At 36.2% G+C, this 19,772-nt stretch carries 17 protein-coding genes; 6 read left to right on the top strand and 11 right to left on the bottom strand.

The window, feature by feature from the left end; translation table 11 throughout:
• Positions 1-8: 8 nt before the first annotated feature.
• Both COU51_03520 and secG read right to left on the bottom strand, forming a co-directional pair.
• Positions 9-1,742, bottom strand: a complete 1,734-nt coding sequence (locus COU51_03520; protein ID PIR66580.1) for a hypothetical protein — start codon at positions 1,740-1,742, stop codon at positions 9-11.
• A gap of 182 nt (positions 1,743-1,924) precedes the next feature.
• A complete protein-coding gene (gene secG, locus COU51_03515; protein PIR66579.1) occupies positions 1,925-2,149 on the bottom strand; it encodes a preprotein translocase subunit SecG in 225 nt (74 codons plus the stop codon).
• Between the two features lie 249 nt (positions 2,150-2,398).
• On the opposite strand from secG, the gene COU51_03510 reads away from it, so the two are divergent.
• Together COU51_03510 and COU51_03505 are read left to right on the top strand one after the other, a co-directional pair.
• Positions 2,399-3,100 carry a hypothetical protein gene (locus COU51_03510; GenBank protein ID PIR66578.1) on the top strand — a complete coding sequence of 234 codons (702 nt, stop codon included), beginning with the start codon at positions 2,399-2,401 and terminating at the stop codon, positions 3,098-3,100.
• A gap of 40 nt (positions 3,101-3,140) precedes the next feature.
• Positions 3,141-4,673, top strand: a complete 1,533-nt coding sequence (locus COU51_03505) for a hypothetical protein (protein PIR66577.1) — start codon at positions 3,141-3,143, stop codon at positions 4,671-4,673.
• A 70-nt stretch (positions 4,674-4,743) separates the two neighbouring features.
• On the opposite strand, the gene COU51_03500 is transcribed toward COU51_03505, so the two are convergent.
• A complete protein-coding gene (locus tag COU51_03500) occupies positions 4,744-5,484 on the bottom strand; it encodes a hypothetical protein (protein PIR66576.1) in 741 nt (246 codons plus the stop codon).
• A gap of 144 nt (positions 5,485-5,628) precedes the next feature.
• Here COU51_03500 and COU51_03495 point away from each other — a divergent pair, with 144 nt between their 5' ends.
• Both COU51_03495 and rplS read left to right on the top strand, forming a co-directional pair.
• Positions 5,629-8,433 carry an excinuclease ABC subunit UvrA gene (locus COU51_03495; protein ID PIR66575.1) on the top strand — a complete coding sequence of 935 codons (2,805 nt, stop codon included), beginning with the start codon at positions 5,629-5,631 and terminating at the stop codon, positions 8,431-8,433.
• Between the two features lie 77 nt (positions 8,434-8,510).
• Positions 8,511-9,080, top strand: a complete 570-nt coding sequence (gene rplS, locus COU51_03490) for a 50S ribosomal protein L19 (GenBank protein PIR66574.1) — start codon at positions 8,511-8,513, stop codon at positions 9,078-9,080.
• 58 nt (positions 9,081-9,138) lie between these two features.
• On the opposite strand, the gene COU51_03485 is transcribed toward rplS, so the two are convergent.
• The 6 genes from COU51_03485 to COU51_03460 form a co-directional block, all read right to left on the bottom strand.
• On the bottom strand, positions 9,139-9,603 hold the full coding sequence (locus COU51_03485; GenBank protein ID PIR66573.1) for a nucleoside-diphosphate kinase: 465 nt from the start codon (positions 9,601-9,603) through the stop codon (positions 9,139-9,141).
• Positions 9,604-9,719: 116 nt separating this feature from the next.
• Complete coding sequence (locus COU51_03480; protein PIR66572.1) at positions 9,720-10,460, bottom strand: hypothetical protein; 741 nt, start codon at positions 10,458-10,460, stop codon at positions 9,720-9,722.
• A 74-nt stretch (positions 10,461-10,534) separates the two neighbouring features.
• Complete coding sequence (locus COU51_03475) at positions 10,535-10,867, bottom strand: hypothetical protein (protein PIR66571.1); 333 nt, start codon at positions 10,865-10,867, stop codon at positions 10,535-10,537.
• A gap of 195 nt (positions 10,868-11,062) precedes the next feature.
• Positions 11,063-11,872 carry an MBL fold metallo-hydrolase gene (locus tag COU51_03470; protein PIR66570.1) on the bottom strand — a complete coding sequence of 270 codons (810 nt, stop codon included), beginning with the start codon at positions 11,870-11,872 and terminating at the stop codon, positions 11,063-11,065.
• Positions 11,862-13,361 (bottom strand): hypothetical protein, encoded by a 1,500-nt coding sequence (locus COU51_03465; GenBank protein ID PIR66569.1) that lies wholly within the window; start codon positions 13,359-13,361, stop codon positions 11,862-11,864. Before COU51_03465 ends, COU51_03470 begins: the two co-directional genes overlap by 11 nt.
• Positions 13,362-13,419: 58 nt before the next feature.
• On the bottom strand, positions 13,420-15,819 hold the full coding sequence (locus tag COU51_03460; GenBank protein ID PIR66568.1) for a leucine--tRNA ligase: 2,400 nt from the start codon (positions 15,817-15,819) through the stop codon (positions 13,420-13,422).
• Between the two features lie 93 nt (positions 15,820-15,912).
• On the opposite strand from COU51_03460, the gene COU51_03455 reads away from it, so the two are divergent.
• Both COU51_03455 and COU51_03450 read left to right on the top strand, forming a co-directional pair.
• A complete protein-coding gene (locus COU51_03455) occupies positions 15,913-16,113 on the top strand; it encodes a hypothetical protein (GenBank protein PIR66567.1) in 201 nt (66 codons plus the stop codon).
• A gap of 17 nt (positions 16,114-16,130) precedes the next feature.
• Positions 16,131-17,087, top strand: coding sequence for a hypothetical protein (locus COU51_03450; protein ID PIR66566.1), 957 nt, complete (start codon positions 16,131-16,133; stop codon positions 17,085-17,087).
• A gap of 273 nt (positions 17,088-17,360) precedes the next feature.
• Here COU51_03450 and COU51_03445 read toward each other — a convergent pair whose 3' ends face one another.
• Together COU51_03445 and COU51_03440 are read right to left on the bottom strand one after the other, a co-directional pair.
• Entirely contained in the window at positions 17,361-18,587 is a 1,227-nt protein-coding gene (locus tag COU51_03445) for a glutamate dehydrogenase (protein PIR66565.1), read from the bottom strand.
• 6 nt (positions 18,588-18,593) lie between these two features.
• The gene (locus COU51_03440) at positions 18,594-19,733 is read right to left on the bottom strand and encodes an NAD-dependent malic enzyme (GenBank protein ID PIR66564.1); all 1,140 of its coding nucleotides are present in this window, start codon (positions 19,731-19,733) and stop codon (positions 18,594-18,596) included.
• Positions 19,734-19,772: the final 39 nt, after the last annotated feature.

The raw sequence follows: 19,772 nt of genomic DNA, 5'->3' as shown, positions 1-19,772 counted from the left end.
TCTGAGATTTATCTAAATATGCGTTTTGTTTTAATATAAGCTGAGAAAAGATTTGTAAATCTATCTGATGGAGTAACGAGATTATTAATCTTAAGTCCTTTTATTTTTTTATCAATCAAATAATTATACTTTGGTTCCCATAAAAATATAGCTGGAAAATTTTCGACTAACAACGCTTCAAATTCTTGATATTTTTGTTGTTTTACAACCTTATCAACTGTTTTTCTTGCCTGTTCTAGAAGAGCATCTGCTTTACGCTCTCCGTATCCGGCAAGATTTAATCCTGGATATTTTATTGCGGAACTATGCCAATAAGCGTATGGGTCTAAATCAGTTCCATACATTTGTCCAAAAAGAAAAACCTCATAACTTCTATCGGTTAAAAGAACATTCAAATTTGAAGTTGAAATAATTTTTAATTCAACTTGGATGCCTATTGCTTCCCAATTTTCTTTTATAATTCCTGCTGCTTTTACATTTTGTCCCTTTTCTATTGTAGTTAAAACTATTTTCAATTGTGTAGTTCCTTTTATTCTGTATTTATTACCATCTTTCAGTACCCAATCATCATCTACTAAAATTTTTTGCGCATCTGCTTCGTTATGTACCAAATGAGAAGTATCTTCTTCCAACCCAAAATATCCTGGAAGAATCGGACTTTCTATAAGAGCGCCATCTTCTAAAAGCGCTTCTTTGACAATTCTTTTTCTATCTATCGCCAAAGCTAATGCTTGTCTTATGTTGATATCCTTTAATATAACGTTGTTGCCCTCATTAAAAAATAAAGCGGTATATTGCGGAAGACGAATATCATAAAAATTGAGGCGTCCTCTTAATTTCAAATCTTTCATCCCCTCTGTTGAAACAAAGGCTAAGCCATCTATCTGTCTGTTATCCAGTGCGTTTATCGCAGAAATGTATTCTGGATAAAATTTTAATATAAGTTTTTCCAAATTTGGTTTCTCACCATAATATTTTTCGTTTGCTATAAGTTCATATGCTTTTATCGCACCAACCTTATCTTTTGTAAATGATTTAAACTTGTAAGGTCCTGTTCCAACCGGTTTATTATTGGCCTCTGCAAGATTAATATTAGCAACAGGGACTTTTTCCCAAATATGTTTTGGCAAAATCCCAACAGTAGTAAGAGCTAAAAAATTGCCAAAAGATTTTTTTAATTTAAATTGAACCGAAAAATCATTAATCTTGGTAACCTCTACGGCTGACCAGCTCGTTCGTAACGGACTGTTATAATTTTGGTCTTTTATGGCGTTAATCGTGAAAACTATGTCATCAGCGGTAAATGATTTGCCATCATGCCAAAGTATATTTTCTTTTAATTTGAAAGTATAAATTGTCTCTTCTTCATTAACTTCGTAGCTCTCTGCCAAATCCATGACCATGTTTAATCGCTCATTTCTTTTTGTAAGTCCGGAATAAATAAGAGCTGTTAAATCCTTATCAACTTCGTTATTTTGACTGTATAGAGGATTAATAAAACGCGTATAGCCAACAATACCTTCGGTATATTCGCCTCCGCGCGCAGCTACTTCTACGGTATTATTGAAATACAAAAGAGATACAAGCCCAACGATACCCGAGAAAGTCAGTATTGAAAAAATAACCAAAAAAGTTTTTTCTTTTTTATTTAAAAAACGAGGCAAATAACGAAATTGTGATGGACGAGGAAAACGCTTTCTTTTGAATAAATCTAAAATAGCTTTTTTTTCAACGTTTACCATCTTTATTCGTCTTTTGACATTCTTAATATAAGCGAGGCGATTTTTTACCTCCTTATAAATATTTAATAAAAATTGGTATATCTTCTGAGGCACACAAAAAAAATTACGAATTATGAATTACGAATAATATCGTGTCGCTTTGCGACATATGGCTATCCTCTTACTTCGTAATACTTTGAATTTTATTTTATAAAAATTAAACCGAGAGAGAGGCCAAGAAAGATAATGGCCAAAACAATAGTAATAGTATGAAGAATTTTTTCAACTCCGCGCTTTGTTCTGAAAACCATATTGTCTCCACCAAAAGCAGAGCCAAGTCCGGAACCGCGAGCCTGCAAAATAATAGCAATAATTAAAAAAATCGCTAAAACAATTTGCACTATATTTATGATGAATTTCACGTTCATATATCAATAGTATAGCATATTCGGCTATATTTGTCAATACTTGTCCAGAGAGATAAAATCTCAGAACATTCTCGTATTCATCATCTGTTTACTACTTTGCCTTATCCTCTATTAACCTTGCTAATGCCCGAACTCTGCCACCTGACACTTTGTGACCTTTTTTCTTTTGTCTTTTCTCTTCTCTTTTTTCGGCTCTAATTTTTTTCATACTATTATAAGTATAGCATAAAAGATGTTATAATAATATATATGAATTCTAGCGCAAAATTTATTTTAAAGCTCCTTAGTATTTTGCTTATTCTTGGATTGGTAATTTTTTTAATTCAAGTTGGCAGATATTATTTTCAAATAAAAACCGGGGCAATCTCTATACAAGAGGGTGGGAGCTTTTCCGCGATTAAATCGAATGCCACAGAACAAAAATATAATGCAAGAGAAATTATAGATATGGATGCGCCAGCCTTTGGCGCAGACTTGCCGGAGCTTACAATTATAGAATTTGCCAGCTTTTCCTGCCCATTTTCAAAAGATGTTTCAAGTATTGCCCGCGAAATGATGTTGCAATACCAAGATAAAATAAATTTTATTTACCGAGAATTTCCGATTGATGAGCTTTATCCGGAATCAAGCGCGCTTGCTTTAATTGGCAAATGCGCAAATGAACAAAGCGCATTTTGGCAACTCCATGACAAACTTTATCAATCGGATATTGATCCACAAAAAGCAATTAAACAAATTGCTATTGATGAAAATAAATTTTGGTCCTGCGTTAGCGAAAAACGTTATTTAAAAAGTATAGAAGCGGATTTATCCGCAGGGTTGAATAATAACGTGCGCGGAACGCCGACATTCTTTTTCATAAAAAAAGGATATGAGGACAAACCGATACGAGTAGAAGGCGCCATACCAAAAGAAACATTTAAGCAACTGATAGATAAATTATTAGAATAATTTCTATATCTTTTATTGATAATTTAGTTATATAAATAATATGTCTTTTTTTAAAAAAATTTTTGTCCTATTTACCCTACTATTATTAATAGGAGTTTATGCCTTGCCAATTTTTGTTTTCGCGCAGACTACCGGTAACACAGCCAAAGAACCGCCAATGCAATGCTGGCCACAAGACTTATGTAAACAAAAAAGTGGTATTTGGACAGAAACCGCTTCATCAAAAAAAGAATGTACCACTTTTGATGGAAAAACAACAGCTTATTGTTACGCGCCTCCGCCAACCGTAAGTCTTCAGGTATCAATCGGCGGAACACAAGTAAAGGGACTACTAGATTATATACCGCGAATTTATACTTATTTAGTTTCTATCGTCAGCATCGTTGCTGTAATTATGATTATGATAGGCGGGCTCCAATACCTAACATCAGTCGGAAACCCCAGAGCTATCAGTTCTGCAAAAGGCGGAAACCCCGGAGCTATCAATTCTGCAAAAGAAAGAATATTGGGCGCAATCGTAGGACTCTTCTTAACGCTTGGTTCATATTTCTTATTAAATACGATAAACCCAGCACTTACCCAACTAAAACTTCCAGAAATAAAAATGGTGAGGCGGTCAGTGCTAACAGTGCTAAATTCAAAAAACGGAGACTGTCCTGCCGATTCTCCGCAAAAAACAGGCAAAGTTGCCTTAACAAACTGTAGTAATGATTGTGATTGTTTTACTGGAGATACATGTGAGGAAGTTGGGGGAGAAGCTGGACAAATAATAGCAGCATCTAAGGTTGTTGTTTGGAGCGCAACTGCTGTAACCGGAGGAGCTGTGGCTGGAGCCTCTAACGTTGCTTCTGCTGGGCAATATATTATAAGAGGCGCTTTGAATGTACTGAAACCAATAGCTAAAACGTTAGGTAAATTCGTCATAGCCAACCCTGTAGATACTGCTACAGGCGTAGGCGCTTATATGGTAGTAAGTAGCTTGGGAGATTCAGGTCCTGCAACTAAATCTGTTTCAAATGGCATCTGTGTGAAACTAGCAAAAAAAAGTATACCGGCGTTTGGATTATGCGCATTTAATTCTAATTGCATAAGTGGAAAGTGTATAGACCTCACTACGGGAAAGGAACTATCAGAAGAAAAATTAGGAAATATTGGTAGCTGCGCAGGAGATCCTGTTTCAATAGGTACTTCTTGTAGATCTAATATTGATTGCACTAATGCTGGTACAGTTCCTGGTGAATGGGAATGTATTGGAGTATTAAAGGATAAGACTACGGGTGAAGTGACAAAAAACGGACTATGCTCAAATGGAAGCGAAGGAGCACTTTGTTGTATAACCGGAGTTGGTCCTGATAACGACATAGCAAAACTAGAGTGCTCATCAGGAGAAAAACAATGTAAAACAAATTATATATGTGCATTTAGCTACGATAGTAAATGGTTTGCCACTGGAGCAAACTATTCTGCAGTACCTTGCTCAACAAATGAAAATTTTTGTAAAGCTTATTATGCAACCCTCATTAAAAGTGACAGTGTTTGCTTAGGAAAAGATACTGCAATACAGCAACCATAAGTCATATCCTTTATATAATCAATAAAGAATAGAGATATCTTAAAAAGGTTCCAATAAATTGGAAGCTTTTTTAAAAAAATATCTTGGAGAGAAAAATAAAAAATAAAATAGTAAAGAAAAAAGTAACATACTTATATTTTTTAGCTTCTGATATCTCTTCCTCTATGTCAGACATATCCGTGACACCTGTTATCATATCATAGTGTCGTAAATTATTTTTTCTTTTTTTGTAACACTCTTTTTCTATCTCATTATCCCACTCTTGCAAAAATTCTATAGTACCCTTATATACATCTATGGCAACATGGGCAACACTATAAACCACCAAAAATCCAACTGCGACTATTACTATCGCCGCCATACCGACAAAACCCAACTCCATATCTATAGCCGCGCCTCCATCGCCTCTGCCTCCATCGGCAACGCCAAATGAGCAAACATTATCCTGAATTTTTTCTTTTTTCTGCTTATGTCCAAACATTGTGAAATAACTGCTATTACCGTAATATGACCTGCCAAGCCGTCCGCCATTTGCAAACCAATGTTCAGTAGAGTCATCGGCTTTTTTATATAACCTACCGGCCAACTTACCATTGTCATCATAGTACGTTGCCTCGCCATTAATTCTTGTAAAAGAGCCCCCTAATCTTTCTCCATTTTCTGAATAGTAGTCAACACGGCCATTAGGCTTGATATATGAGCTGCCAAGCCATCCGCCATTTGCAGAATAATGATCGGTGTGACCAACAGAGCCTCTGTATGACCTACCTAATAATCCATCACCCGTATAGTGCTCTGCGCCTTGCATCATGCTCTCCTTTATTAAGCCGTAGCATAGCATAAATTTGCCTTTTTGTCAAGAGAAGCGCGATTTATCCTGCCCCTCTTGCACGATTGACAATTATATAGTATATTAATGGGAGTAAGAAAGCACTTCCTTTTTTTATAAAAACTTATGCCAAACGAATACATAAACATCAAAGGCGCGCGAGTTAATAATTTGAAAAATATTAACGTCAAACTTCCAAAAAATAAGTTTGTCGTGATAACCGGACTCTCGGGTTCGGGAAAATCTTCTTTAGCTTTTGATACAATCTATGCCGAAGGTCAGCGCAGATATATGGAATCGCTCTCATCTTATGCGCGGCAATTTTTGGAAACACAAGACAAGCCCGACGTAGACGAAATCACAGGACTCTCCCCTACCATTGCCATCGATCAGCGAAGCATCTCTTCAAATCCTCGCTCAACCGTCGGAACCATTACAGAAATTTATGATTACTTGCGTCTCCTTTTCGCGCGCATCGGAACTCCACACTGTCCAAATGATGGTCAGCCTCTGGGTCAACTTGAAATTATTGATATTGCTCATAAAATAAAAAAAATAGCGCAGAAAGAAAATATAAAACTCTTGGTTCCTCTTTTTCATAAAGACAGAAAAGACCATAAGCGTACAGTTCGAGAAATGATGAAAAACGGTGTAAAAGAAATTCGCTTCAACGACAAGTTTTATCCGATTGAAGATTTTATAAAAGAAGAAGCACCACAAGGGACAATACATAATCTTGAAGCTGTTATTTTGGAGCTGAATAAAAGCGTTAACTACCAGGATGAAGAATTTTTGAAAATGATAAGAATGTATCTTGATTGGGGAAACGGAATAATAAGTATTTATAATCCAGAAAAAAATGAAAATATAATTCTTTCGGAAAACCTAAGTTGTCCAAAGTGCCATTTTACTATAAAAGAATTAGAACCACGCTTCTTTTCGTTTAATAATCCTTATGGAGCATGCCCCGCCTGCACAGGCCTTGGCATCCGACAGGTAGTAGATGTGGATTTAGCAATACCGAACAAAAAATTAACTTTGGCGCAAGGAGCCATCAAGCCATGGACAAGAATTTCTGGTAATAGCGCCTACTACAGCAAGCTAATTGCGGCTGTTGCAGAAAAATATAATTTTAGTATTAATGTTCCAGTTTCAGAATTATCAAAAAAAGCCGTTGATATTATTATGGAGGGAACCGGGGAACAAGAGTATGAAGTAAATGATAAAAAAACTACATTTCCTGGCGTATCTAAAAACTTGGAGCAAAGATATAAAGAGAGCAATTCTGACTATATGCGCAAAGAGATAGAAGGATATATGCGAAAAATGACTTGCCCGACATGTCTTGCTAAACGTCTAAACGCAGTTGCGCTCTTGGTCACTATAGATAAATATAACATCGCCGACTTAGTCAACTTATCTCTTGAAAAAACAGTATCGGTTTTCAAAAAACTTAGCGCCGACTTAGACGAAAACCAAAAAAAGATATCTAATTTGGCAATTAAAGAAATAATAATTAGATTACAAAATCTTATTGATGTAGGTCTTGGATATCTTATGCTTGACCGATCAATTACAACGCTTTCCGGTGGAGAAGCTCAACGCGTTCGCCTTTCCACTCAAATCAGTTCCGACCTGTCAGGAGTAATCTATATTTTAGACGAACCAACAGTTGGACTGCATGAACGAGATACAAGTAAGCTTTTAGCTACTTTAAAAAAATTGCGCGATAATGGCAATACGGTTATTACTGTTGAGCATGATATTACCACAATAAAATCTGCTGACTGGGTTGTTGATATCGGTCCGGGCGCTGGAGAATATGGCGGAGAAATTATTGCCGAGGGAACAGTTCTAGAAATTAAAAAAAATAAAAAATCTATTACCGCAGGATGTCTTACCGGCACCAAAAAAATAAAAGCTCCGGAAAAACGCAGATTAGGAAACAAAAAAACCCTCTCTATTCTTGGTGCTTCTGGAAATAACCTTCAAAATGTCACCGCTAAATTTCCTTTGGGTAAATTGATATGCGTTACAGGAGTATCAGGCTCCGGAAAATCAACGCTAGTTATTGATACATTAGCAAAAGCTCTTTCCGCCCATTTTTATAGAAGTAAAGATTTACCGGCAAGCCATAAAAGTATTAAAGGAATCGAAAATATTGATAAAGTTATTTCTATCGACCAATCACCTATTGGAAAAACTCCACGCTCCAATCCCGCGACTTATACCAGTGTCTTTACGGCAATCCGCGATTTATTCACAGAGGTTCCGGAGGCAAAAATGAAAGGTTATGATGCGGGAAAATTTTCTTTTAATGTCAAAGGAGGCGGAAGATGCGAAACGTGTGGCGGTGAAGGATATATGAAAATAGAAATGCAATTCTTGCCTGATGTTTTTATTGAGTGTAAAGATTGTAATGGAAAAAGATATAATAAAGAAGCTTTGGAAATTCATTATAAAGGGAAAACCATAGCAGATGTTCTTGAAATGTCCGTACAAGAAGCAAGAGAATTTTTTACTGACCAGCAATTAATATACGACAAACTCTCTGTCCTCTATGATGTAGGATTGGGATACTTGCGCCTAGGTCAGCCTGCTAATAAACTCTCCGGTGGAGAAGCCCAGAGAGTAAAACTTGCAACAGAACTCTCGCGCCGAGAAACGGGTAAAACTTTTTATATTTTAGACGAGCCGACGACAGGACTACACTTTGAAGATATTCGCAGATTACTGAATGTATTAAACCTATTAGTTGATAAAGGAAATACCGTTGTTATAATTGAGCATAATGTAGACGTTATCAGAAGCGCGGACTGGGTTATTGACATTGGCCCGGATGGTGGAGATAAGGGCGGAGAGATTATAGCGGAAGGCACGCCTGAAGAGATAAAACAAAGCAAAAAATCAATAACAGGCCAATATCTATAAACCAAAGCGTGGCCACTCTTGACAAAACTAATAAAATATGGCAAAATATAAAGAGTTAAAAAATAAAATCTAAACATATGACTGACGAAAAGAATACCTCTTCCTCTGCCGAAAAACAAAAAGAGCACGAAGAAACAGAAGCAAAACCAGTAGTTTCGACTCCTAACGAACCAAAACCAGAAGAAGCTCCTGCCGAATCTCCATCTGTAGAAACTACAAATACAGAAGTAGAGCCAGAAGTAAAAAAAATCCTAGAGGAGACAGCCGAAAAAATTTCGGACAAAACAGAAGAACTATCTTCTACCGAAGGTGCCGAAGATAAAGTATTAAAAGATTTTTCAAATCTTAAACCCGGCATGACTGTAAGGGTTCATCAAAAAATTCAAGAAGTTGGAAAAAAGGGAGAAGCAAAAGAAAGAATTCAAATTTTTGAAGGAATGATACTCGCTATCAAAAATAAAGGAATAAGCAAAACGATTACTGTAAGAAAAGTTTCTGATAGCATCGGTGTAGAAAAAATATTTCCATTACATCTTCCAACGATTGCAAAAATAGAACCGGTAAAACAAGCAAAGGTAAGACGCGCCAAACTTTATTACTTACGCGACCACAAGAAAAGACTGAAAGAAAGAAAAGTCTCTAAATAAAAACTAATAAAAACAACCCGCCAATTTGGCGGGTTGTTTTGTATAATGCAATTAATAACTATTCTCTTTCTTCCTCTCCATATACCCATTCCCAATCACCCTTTGTATATTCAAATAATTCTTCGTCCTTAAAAAATCTCTTAACTTCTGCTTCCGCATTTTCCAAACTGTCTGACGCATGAACAAGGTTTGCTTGTCCACTCATTCCAAGGTCGCCCCTAATACTTCCGGCATCAGCAGCTCTGCCTTTTGTTGGTCCAACAATAAGACGAACTGCGCTTATCGCTTCCAATCCTTCCAAGACCGCAACTACGACCGGTGCACTCTTCATAAACTTTTTAAGACCATCAAAAAATGGCTTATCTTTGTGATGTGAATAGTGCTCGTCAAGCATTAAATCTTCTAATTGCATCATCTTTAGTCCAACAACCTTTAAACCCTTTCTCTCAAAACGTCCAAATATCTCCCCCATTAAATTACGCTGAAGCGCGTCAGGTTTTACGATGACTAATGTTCTTTCCATACTTTATTAATTTAATTATAAATATATAACAAATATTACCACATTTATAAAAAAATGCAAAAACCCCACAGTTTATCCTTCGTAATTTTAACGAAGAACGGTGCGGGGTTTGATTTCTAAAGATAAACAATGAGCAAAAATGGCCAGCTGGCAAGCACCAGATAGGCAAACAAGAAGCCGATAATAGCTTTTTTGGAAAGAGGCCAATTAATCATTTGCCCGGCTCTGTAATAATGCCATTCAAATCTGATTTCCTGAAACCCAAACCATCCCAATAAAACCATCATCATGATTCCGTAACTGCTTCTAAGGAACAACTTTGCAAATAATAGTAGCGAACCGAGAACCAGAATTCCCCAAATAAAAAATCCGATTTTCCTATACTTCCATGAGATACTCATTAAAAGTGACTTTATGACTCTCCCGCCATCTAACGGACTCATTGGCAACATATTGAAAAGATTAAGAAAAATAACAAACCCCATACCATAGATATATAATAGATTATCTGTCGTCTTCCACAAAAGCCAAAGAGGAAGCGCGGTGAGATACCCCATTACTGGACCCGCAAGAGCAATAAAACATTCTTGTTGCCTAGTCCATATTTTCCCTTTTGTTCCACCAATGGCAACAGCGCCTAAGAAAGGAATAAATATAACGCCTTTTACAGGAATCTTATAAATCTTCATTGCTAACACATGGCTATACTCATGAACTGCTAGAGAAAGTGAAATAATAAGAGCCAATTGCCACCCGCCCTTTAAAATATATTCTATTGATAAAAAGAACAAAATAAAAGTTACGAGAGATGTCAACTTTGGATATTTTATAGCAATATCCTTAATTCGTTTCCACATCTTTTACCTCCTTATTAACATATTATCAGAATATAGATATAAATCAAAAAACCGTCCTTATTTGGACGGCTATATTATTTTGATGGCAGAGCAAGCCAATCGTAGGCGTTTGAATGCGTTCTATCCGGATGTTTAAATCTCAATTTATCTTTCTTGCCTGCTACAAACTCCCTAACTGTCTGAAGCGGGTCTTCACACAGAACCTCAATTGCCGACTCGCATGCATATGTATGAACCCGATCTCTAATCAACATTTTCAAACTTAGGTTTAATACTCCTCTCGCAAAATCAAAATAATTACAACTATAACCAAGTATAACTATTTTTTCATCAGAGTAACTTCCGTATGCATATATAAAATATCTCCTTATAGCTACAACAGGAAAAAAATCATTAAACAATTGCATTATGTCAGTATGTACTTTTAAAAATTTAGCATGCTTATTTTCACAATTTTGCGCATCTTCTTCTGTAAAAAAGACGCGCCTACAAATCTGACATTTCTATGCAACTATCTGCTTCGACATTTCGTCCTCCTCTACAAAAAGCTTATACCAGAAACATATATTTTGTCAATAATAATTTGTCGCATAGTGACACCTTCATTTATCATTGATAATTGGCAATTGTATCGCTATATCTCCCTCCTCGTCTGTACGTTTATATTTTATATCGGCATTTTCCAAATTCTTTATTACCCGATATGATGGGTGTCCGTAATTATTTTCGCCAACACTAATTATTGCCAAAAATGGCGAAATAGCGCGCAGAAATTCTTCACTCGTTGAATTTTTGCTCCCGTGGTGTCCAACCTTCAGGATATCCGCCTTTAAATCAGCGTTACTATTTATTAAATCATCTTCAATCTTAACTGGCGCATCGCCGGTAAAAAGAATTGATTTTCCATTATAAATCAATTTGAATATCAAAGAACTATCATTACTATCTTTGTATCCTCCTAGATGCATAAAATCAATTTTTCCATTTTCAAAATTAATGTCAGAATCTTTGGTGGCAACTTCCAATTTATTTTTAGCTAAGCGCAAAAATTCTTGATATTCCGAAATATCCGAACTATCGCCACTTATAAAAACCTTGCCCACGTCATATCTTCTCAAAATTTCAACTGCGCCGACAAAATGGTCTTTGTCCGGATGGCTAATAATCATATATTCTATTCTGTGGTCAAAATAGGGCAAATTATTGCCGACACATCCAACAAATTTATTATCCGGTCCGCCATCAACCAATATCTGTACTCCGTCCTTCAAATTTATAAAAATCCCGTCGCCTTGCCCGACATCGCAAAAGACCGCCCTGCTTTTTTGGCGTATAAAAATATCTTCTACAGAAAAATCGCTGATAAATAAAAGTGTGCAACAAATAATAAATATTTTTTCTTTATTCTTCATGTTGATTCAGCTTCCAAAAAGTAAAATATAAAATTAGACCATATAAAGCAAGCATTATAAAAAAATTAATTTTTAAAGGAAGATAGCCAAAGGGCATATTTCCAAAAAAATTTATAACTTTCACAATAAAATTTAGAATTACTGCGCTTGGCAAAAATAAAATCTGCCCTATGCCCTGCGAAAAAAATATTAAAAATGGCAGTAACGGCAAAGTAAAAATAATGGCATAGGCAACAAAAGGCAGAATAATAATATTTACCGGCAAAGACCATAACGATATATGACCAAAAATATAAGAGGAAATCGGCAGAGTAAAAATTATCGCGGAAATTGTCGGCACCAAAGTTTCTTTCAAAATCTTGATCTTAATTTTTAAGTACTTATCTACTATTGGTGAAAAATATATTAGTCCGAAAGTAGCTGAAACCGACAACCAAAAACCGGCGTCATAAATAATGTGCGAATTAATCAAAAACATAGCGCAGATACTGTAGAGAAGAGCTCTGCCGGCATTATTGTATCTGCCATAAGCTAAAGCATATAATGCCAAGGAGCCCATAATACCGGCACGAATAACAGATGATCCGGCTCCCACAAAAATAACAAACAAAAATATTAGTCCCAGCATAACATAAAATGCCGGTTTGCGTGACAAACTCAAAGCAAAAAGAATCGGAAGAAACATTGCCCCCAAAAAGCTTATATTCCAACCGGAAATTGCAATAATATGCGTCGTTCCGGTTCGTTGAAAATTATTTAAAAGTTCTAGCGGAATTGCATTTCTAGCACCCACCGTTAATCCTGCTAAAAAACTTGATATGGGCTCATGAAGATTTTTATTTATTTTTTCAATCAAAAAACTTTTTACTAACAAAAGCTTTTCTATAATTATATTTATTCTTACATCATCTATGCTTGTTCGTGTTATTGTAGGCCAATAACATAATCCATAAATATTTTGCATTGAAAGATAACGCGCATAGTCAAAATCGTCAAAAACCTTTGGCTCTTGAAATTTACAATAAATTTCCAATCCATCGCCATATTGATATTTTGGATAAAGATTTGTTGCTAATAAAATTTTTTCTTTTCCGTTAAAAACATCTCTTCCAATTTTTATCGGCTTAATTATTAATTGTTGCTTGTCTATTTTATTTATCGGCTCATCCGCTACAATCCCAATAACTTTGATTTCTTTATCATAATAATTTGGAAAAATTTTATTTTCCTCTATCCCCAAATTAAACCTTGTAAACCCAAAAATAATAAAAAATACGCTTAATAAAATCAAACGTATTTTTTTATCCCGCCAAAAAAGTAAAATTAAAACTCCGGATAAAAGCAGAGCATTATAAATCCAAAAAAAATTAAATTTAAAGTTGATAAAACTATGCACGAGAATACCGCCAATAAACCCAGAACAGGCAATCACTACAATATACGATTTCCGCTCCAAACACCTCCTTGCTATCTCGCGCAAAAATTCCATATTTTAAAGACGGACAAAGCCCGCCCATACTTAATACATAATACTCGATACTAAATACTTATATTACTATATTCACCAGCTTTCCTGTAAAAATAAATTTTTTTATTTTCTTCCCTTCCATATATTTTTTTACATTTTCGCTTGAGAGCGCATATTCCTTAGCCTCATCTTCGCTAATACCGGCACTTACCAAAATTTTATCGCGGACTTTGCCATTTACTTGAATTATCAATTGTATTTCTTCATCTTTTGCCAAGTCTTTATCATAAGCCGGCCACTTTTCCAGTGTAATAGATTTTTCATGACCTAATTTCTCCCAAAGTTCTTCTGCAATATGTGGGGCAAAAGGAGATAATATTTTAAGAAACTTTTCGAAACTATTTTTTGATAAATTACCTGCTTTATTTACAAAAATCATCATTTTAGAAATCGCGGTGTTAAATTTAAAATTATTGATATCTTCTGTTATACCTTTTATTGTTTTATGCAATAATTTTTCATCGCTATCCTCAGCGCCATCTTTTAGATTCCATACTTTTTCTAAAAATCTTTTAACTCCCACTACACCTTTAGTATCCCATGGTATTGCTTCGCCATACGGGCCCATAAACATTTCATACAAGCGCAAAGTATCTGCGCCGTATTCTTTCACCACGTCATCGGGATTTATAACATTTCCGCGGGATTTGCTCATTTTTATTCCGCCTTCACCCAAGACCATACCATGCGAAGTTCGCTTGCCATATGGCTCGCCATACTGCATGCCGTACGGCAAGAACCCTTCATCATATAAAAACTTGTGCCAAAATCGTGAATATAAAAGATGCAAAGTAGTGTGCTCCATTCCGCCATTATAAATATCAATAGGCAACCAATATTTTAATAATTTTTTATCTGCAAATACTTTATCATTTTTTGGATCAATGTATCGCAAATAGTACCAGCTGGAACCGGCCCAATTTGGCATTGTATCTGTTTCACGGCGAGCTTTACCACCGCACTTTGAGCACTTTGTATTTACCCATGAAGTTATATTTGCCAAAGGAGACTCCCCTGTTTCTGTCGGTTCGTATTTTTTAACTTCTGGAAGTTCTATCGGCAAATCTTTTTCCAGAACAGGAACGGTTCCGCATTTTTCGCAATATAAAATAGGTATCGGTTCTCCCCAATAATGCTGACGACTAAATATCCAATCGCGTAAATGATAATTGGTCTGTCTGCGTCCAAATTTTTTACTCTCTGCAAAGCTTACCATTTTAATACGCGCGTCAGAACTTGTTAGTCCGTTAAATTCTTTAGAATTTATCAAAACTCCATCTTCCGTATAGGCTTCTGCTAGTGTCTTTGTGCCTTTTCCCAATTCTACCGGTGCTACCACTTCTTTTATATCCAGCCCATGACGCTTGGCAAATTCAAAATCACGACTATCGTGTGCCGGCACCGTCATTACAGCGCCTGTTCCATAGCTTGCCAAAACATAATCGGCAATCCAAATCGGAACTTTCTCGCCGGTAAAAGGATTTAACGCCCAAGAACCCAAAGACACACCTGTTTTTTCTTGATTCTCAGATTTTCTTTCCAGTTCGGATTTTTTGCTTACTTTTTTTAAATAATTTTTAACCTGCTTTTTATTTTCGTCTATCGTGAGTTTGGAAACCAAAGAATGCTCTGGCGCCAAAACCAAAGCTGACACTCCATAAATTGTATCAATGCGAGTTGTAAATACAGAAATACAATATTCTTTCTCCATGACTGTTCCACAAAAATCAATTTCCGCGCCCTCGCTTTTCCCAATCCAATTTATCTGTTGATCCTTTACTCTTTCCGGATAATCAACGTCTTTTAATCCTTCTATTAATTTATCGGCATAGGCGGTAATCTTTAACATCCATTGCTCCATCTCACGGCGCAGGGCTTCTGTTCCGCAACGCTCACACTTGCCGTCAACCACCTCTTCATTAGCCAGCCCAATTTTGCAAGACGGGCACCAATTAATAAAACTTCTTTCTTTATATGCTAAACCCTTCTTATAAAATTGCAAAAATATCCATTGTGTCCATTTGTAATACGCCGAGTCTGTTGTATTTATCTCACGCGACCAATCAAAAGAAAAACCGAGGGACTTCATCTGACGGCGAAAATTATCTGTATTTGTTTTGGTTACTTCGCGTGGATGCTTGCCGGTTTTTATGGCATAATTTTCTGTTGGAAGCCCAAAAGCGTCCCACCCCATCGGATAGAGAACGTTATTTCCGTCCATACGCATTTTTCGACTGACAATATCAAGCGCAGTAAAGCTTCTGCAATGACCGACATGCAAACCATCTCCCGATGGATATGGAAATTCTACCAAAATATATTTTTTTGGTTTTTTGGAGCTATCTTCCGCTTTATACAAACCCCATTCTTCCCATTTTTTCTGCCATTTAGCTTCTATTTTGTTTGGTTGGTATTCCATAGTATATGTTTATTTTAAAGCTTTTTTATAAAAATCGCAAGTATTGACCGATTACGTCTTTCATGCTAATGTTTAGCTATGCAAGGAGGCTGAATGGGAAAGACACGGTTAAACGGACTTGTTGATTCCCTTCCTGTGCCGGATGACGTCAAATCATTGGCAAAAAAAGTAATAAAGAATCTTGATGAGCAAGCAGCCGTTCTCATTATTGTTGAACTAAAAGATAGATCGAAAAAGTTGGACGATCTACTACAAATAATGAAACAAAGCTTAAAACATACCCCGGTTCTTTGAAAAGACAGGAGACGAAAATGAAAAAAATCCTTCTCGTAGTTAGTATTTGTTTTTTAAGTTTTTCTGTAGAAGCTAAAGAAAATAAAAAGCTTTCTTCGAATAACGATACACAAAAAATAAATTCTCAACAAAAAAATGAGAAAAAAGATATTTTGGATAAAAACAAAAAAGTAAGCAGTTGGTCATTTTTTTGGAATGCATTCAAATTCAAAGACAGCGAAGCGCCAAAAATTCAATTTGAGTGGGGCGTTTTGGCATATAGTACCGAACAAGAAAATTGGAGTTTTACAAGAATAGAGCCATTTGTAAAACTTAAGTGGGCTATTTTGGAAAAATATCTCCAGCCATATCTAATTTTTTCTTTGGATAGTTCACGAATTGATTATGACTTGGCTGACTATAAAGCAGGCGCATATAACATTTCAATGCGCACAAGGCTTACTTCTGTTGGAAATCCTTCGTACGGCGCCGGGTTGCAAGTCTTTGTAATTGGTTGGCGACGCTTGCATCTTTATGGTTATGCGCAATTTCAGGCAAGCTCACTAAGCGATGCAACACTTGAAAGCGCAATGCTCACAATAAATAAAGAAGAGGTTGACCTTTACGATCAGGTTGTTGATCATCTGGATGCCAGCTATGACATCAGACGATACGAATGCGGGGGAATTATTAGTTATAGTTTCTTCTCATGGTTACATGCATCGGCCTATGTCGGATACATCTGGTTGGACGCAACCATAAAAATAAATATCGATGAAGAGCTGGCGGAACAAATACGGTTTTTAACAAATAACGGTCCAAGAAATATTGTCCCGAATCGTTTAGTAATTGATGAAAGTAGCGCTTTTGGAATGCTGAGTCTGAAGTTTCGAATCTATAAACGATTGCACATCAATATTGAAGGCACAATGGTTCCGTCTCAACACCCAATTTATTATGGTTCTGCTTCCTTTATTATCGAAGGCAACAAATAAAGGAGCACGAAACGAAAACAAGACATAAGGTAGATATCGGCATAGGATTTGCGACCTCAATCGTTTTGGCAATTTCCAGTCCGTTCGGGCTTCTCTTAAGCGGTAGCTATCTTCTTGGAAGAATCGGACTTATCAAAACTCTGAATAAAGCCGCGAGAAGCAAGGGATATAAAAATTGGGATGACTTCGTAAAACAAAACAAACGAATCAAATCATAAAAAATTGGCACAAAAAACCACCCAAATTCAGGGTGGTCTTTTAATTGGGGAAATGTTAAATATTTTGTGAATTATATGCTTCTTGTAGACGTTTTAGCGCAATTGCGAATGCTGACTTGCGTAACGAAATATTGGCGTCGCGGGAAAGCTCGAGCATCTTTTCAAAATTAGGCATTATCAGATTATATAATTTATTAAATACTTCCCCTTCGCTCCATTTTTCTTTTTTTAAATTTTGATCCCATTCAAAATATGAAACGATAACTCCACCTGCATTTGCCAAAACATCCGGAATAACTACAACATCTTTATCTTCCAAAATTTTATCAGCTTTCGGAGTCACCGGACCATTTGCTAGCTCAAGTATAATCCTTGCTTTTATACGCCCGGCATTCTCTTCGGTTATTTGATTTTCTAAAGCGCTTGGAATGAGGACTTCGGCATCAAGTTCCAGAATAGACTGATTGGTTAAGAGTTCCGTTCTTGGCGCGCCAAAAAGCGTTCCATTTAATTTTTTAAATTCTATAAGTTCGTTAATGTTTAATCCATCGGGATTATAAGCGCCTCCCCTTGAGTCAGAGACAGCGACTACTTTATATCCATTTTCTACGCAAAACTTTGCCATATTCATTCCAGCGTTTCCAAAACCCTGAATAATAATACGCGGATTTTCTATATTCATCTTCAAAAGCAAACTATCTAAAACCATAAATCCGCCCTTAGCCGTTGATGTTCCTCTGCCTAAAGAACCGCCTATTTCTATCGGCTTTCCAGTAATTACCGCCGGTTCAGGCGCACCATTTAATTTTTCATATTCATCTGCCATCCAAGCCATTATTTCTGGTGTGGTATTCATGTCAGGAGCAGGAATATCTTTTTGCGGGCCTAAGTCTGAAAAAAGCGCTCTCATATATCCTCGTGATAATTTTTCTAATTCTCCTTTGCTTAAATTTTTTGGATTTATCCTTACTCCGCCCTTACCACCACCCATTGGAATATTTACAATAGCGCACTTTATAGTCATCCAGAAAGCAAGTGCCTTAACTTCATCAATATCTACTCCATCATTAAATCTAATTCCACCCTTATAGGGTCCGCGCCAATTATTGTACTGAACTCTGCACCCTTCAAAAATACGCGATTCTCCGCTATCCATCTTAATCGGAATATTTACTTGTAAAATTCTTTGTGGTGTTTCTAATAATTTGTAAACTTCGGGTGAAATATTAATAATCGTCTTAACGTCTTCTAATTGCTTTATCGCATTTTGAAATATATTCATAAAAAATTAATTAATGATTGATTTGGCAACAGCTTCTGCGACTCCCTCATCAAAAGGTCCCGGAATAAAATACTCCGAAGTCGGCTCTTTTATATAATCCGCCAAGGCTTTGGCAGCGGATAATTTCATCTCCATTGTTATTTTTTTTATCCCATTTTGCAAAACTCCTCTAAATAATCCAGGAAAGGCTAAAACATTATTTATTTGATTTGGAAAATCACTTCTGCCTGTTGCTATCAAATTTGCGCCTGCTTCATGGGCTTCGTCCGGCATTATTTCTGGTATCGGGTTTGCCATTGCAAAAATAATCGGATTATCATTCATTGAGCGCACCATCTCTTTTGTTAAAATATTTGGCTGGCTAACACCAATAAACACATCTGATCCTTTTACGGCTTCGGCCAAGCCACCTTCCAGTTTTTCCATATTTGTTATTTTTGCCATTTCGTCTTTTACTTTATTCATTCCTTCTTCCCGACCGTCCCAGATGATACCTCGAGAATCAAGCAATATTATGTTTTTTGCTCCGCCGGCAAAAAGTATTTTAGCTACTGCCATTCCTGCAGCTCCAGCACCGTTTATAACGATTTTCATCTCGCTGATTTTTTTATTTGCCAATTTTGATGCATTTGTAAGACCTGCCAAAACTACGATGGCTGTTCCATGTTGGTCATCATGAAAAACCGGTATATTTAATTCATTAATTAATCTTTCTTCAATTTCAAAACATCTGGGCGCAGAGATATCTTCCAAATTGATACCACCAAAAACCGGGGAAATATTTTTAACGATTTTAATAATCTCTTCAGTGTCTTGGGTTTTTAGAGCAATTGGGAAAGCATCAACTCCGCCAAATTCTTTAAATAATTGCGCTTTACCTTCCATTACAGGCAAACTGGCTTCTGCGCCTATATTTCCTAATCCCAAAACTGCGCTCCCATCGGTTACTATTGCGACCAATCTACCCTTTGACGTATACTCGTAAACCATCTCTTTGTTAGCTGCAATTTCCTGACAGGCAAAAGCAACGCCCGGCGTATATGCTAAAGACAAATCTTCTCTGGTTTTTAGAGGAATCATACTTTTAATTTCTAACTTGCCTTTATTTTTTCTATGAAATTCTAATGCTTCTTCTTTTAAGCTCATAAAATAGTTAATTAATAATTAATAATTAATAATTAATTT

The sequence above is a fragment of the Parcubacteria group bacterium CG10_big_fil_rev_8_21_14_0_10_36_14 genome (genome assembly GCA_002772895.1).
GTDB lineage: Bacteria > Patescibacteriota > Patescibacteriia.
The sequence above is the reverse complement of the archived record's forward strand: the minus strand, read 5'-3'. Positions and strand labels throughout refer to the sequence as shown.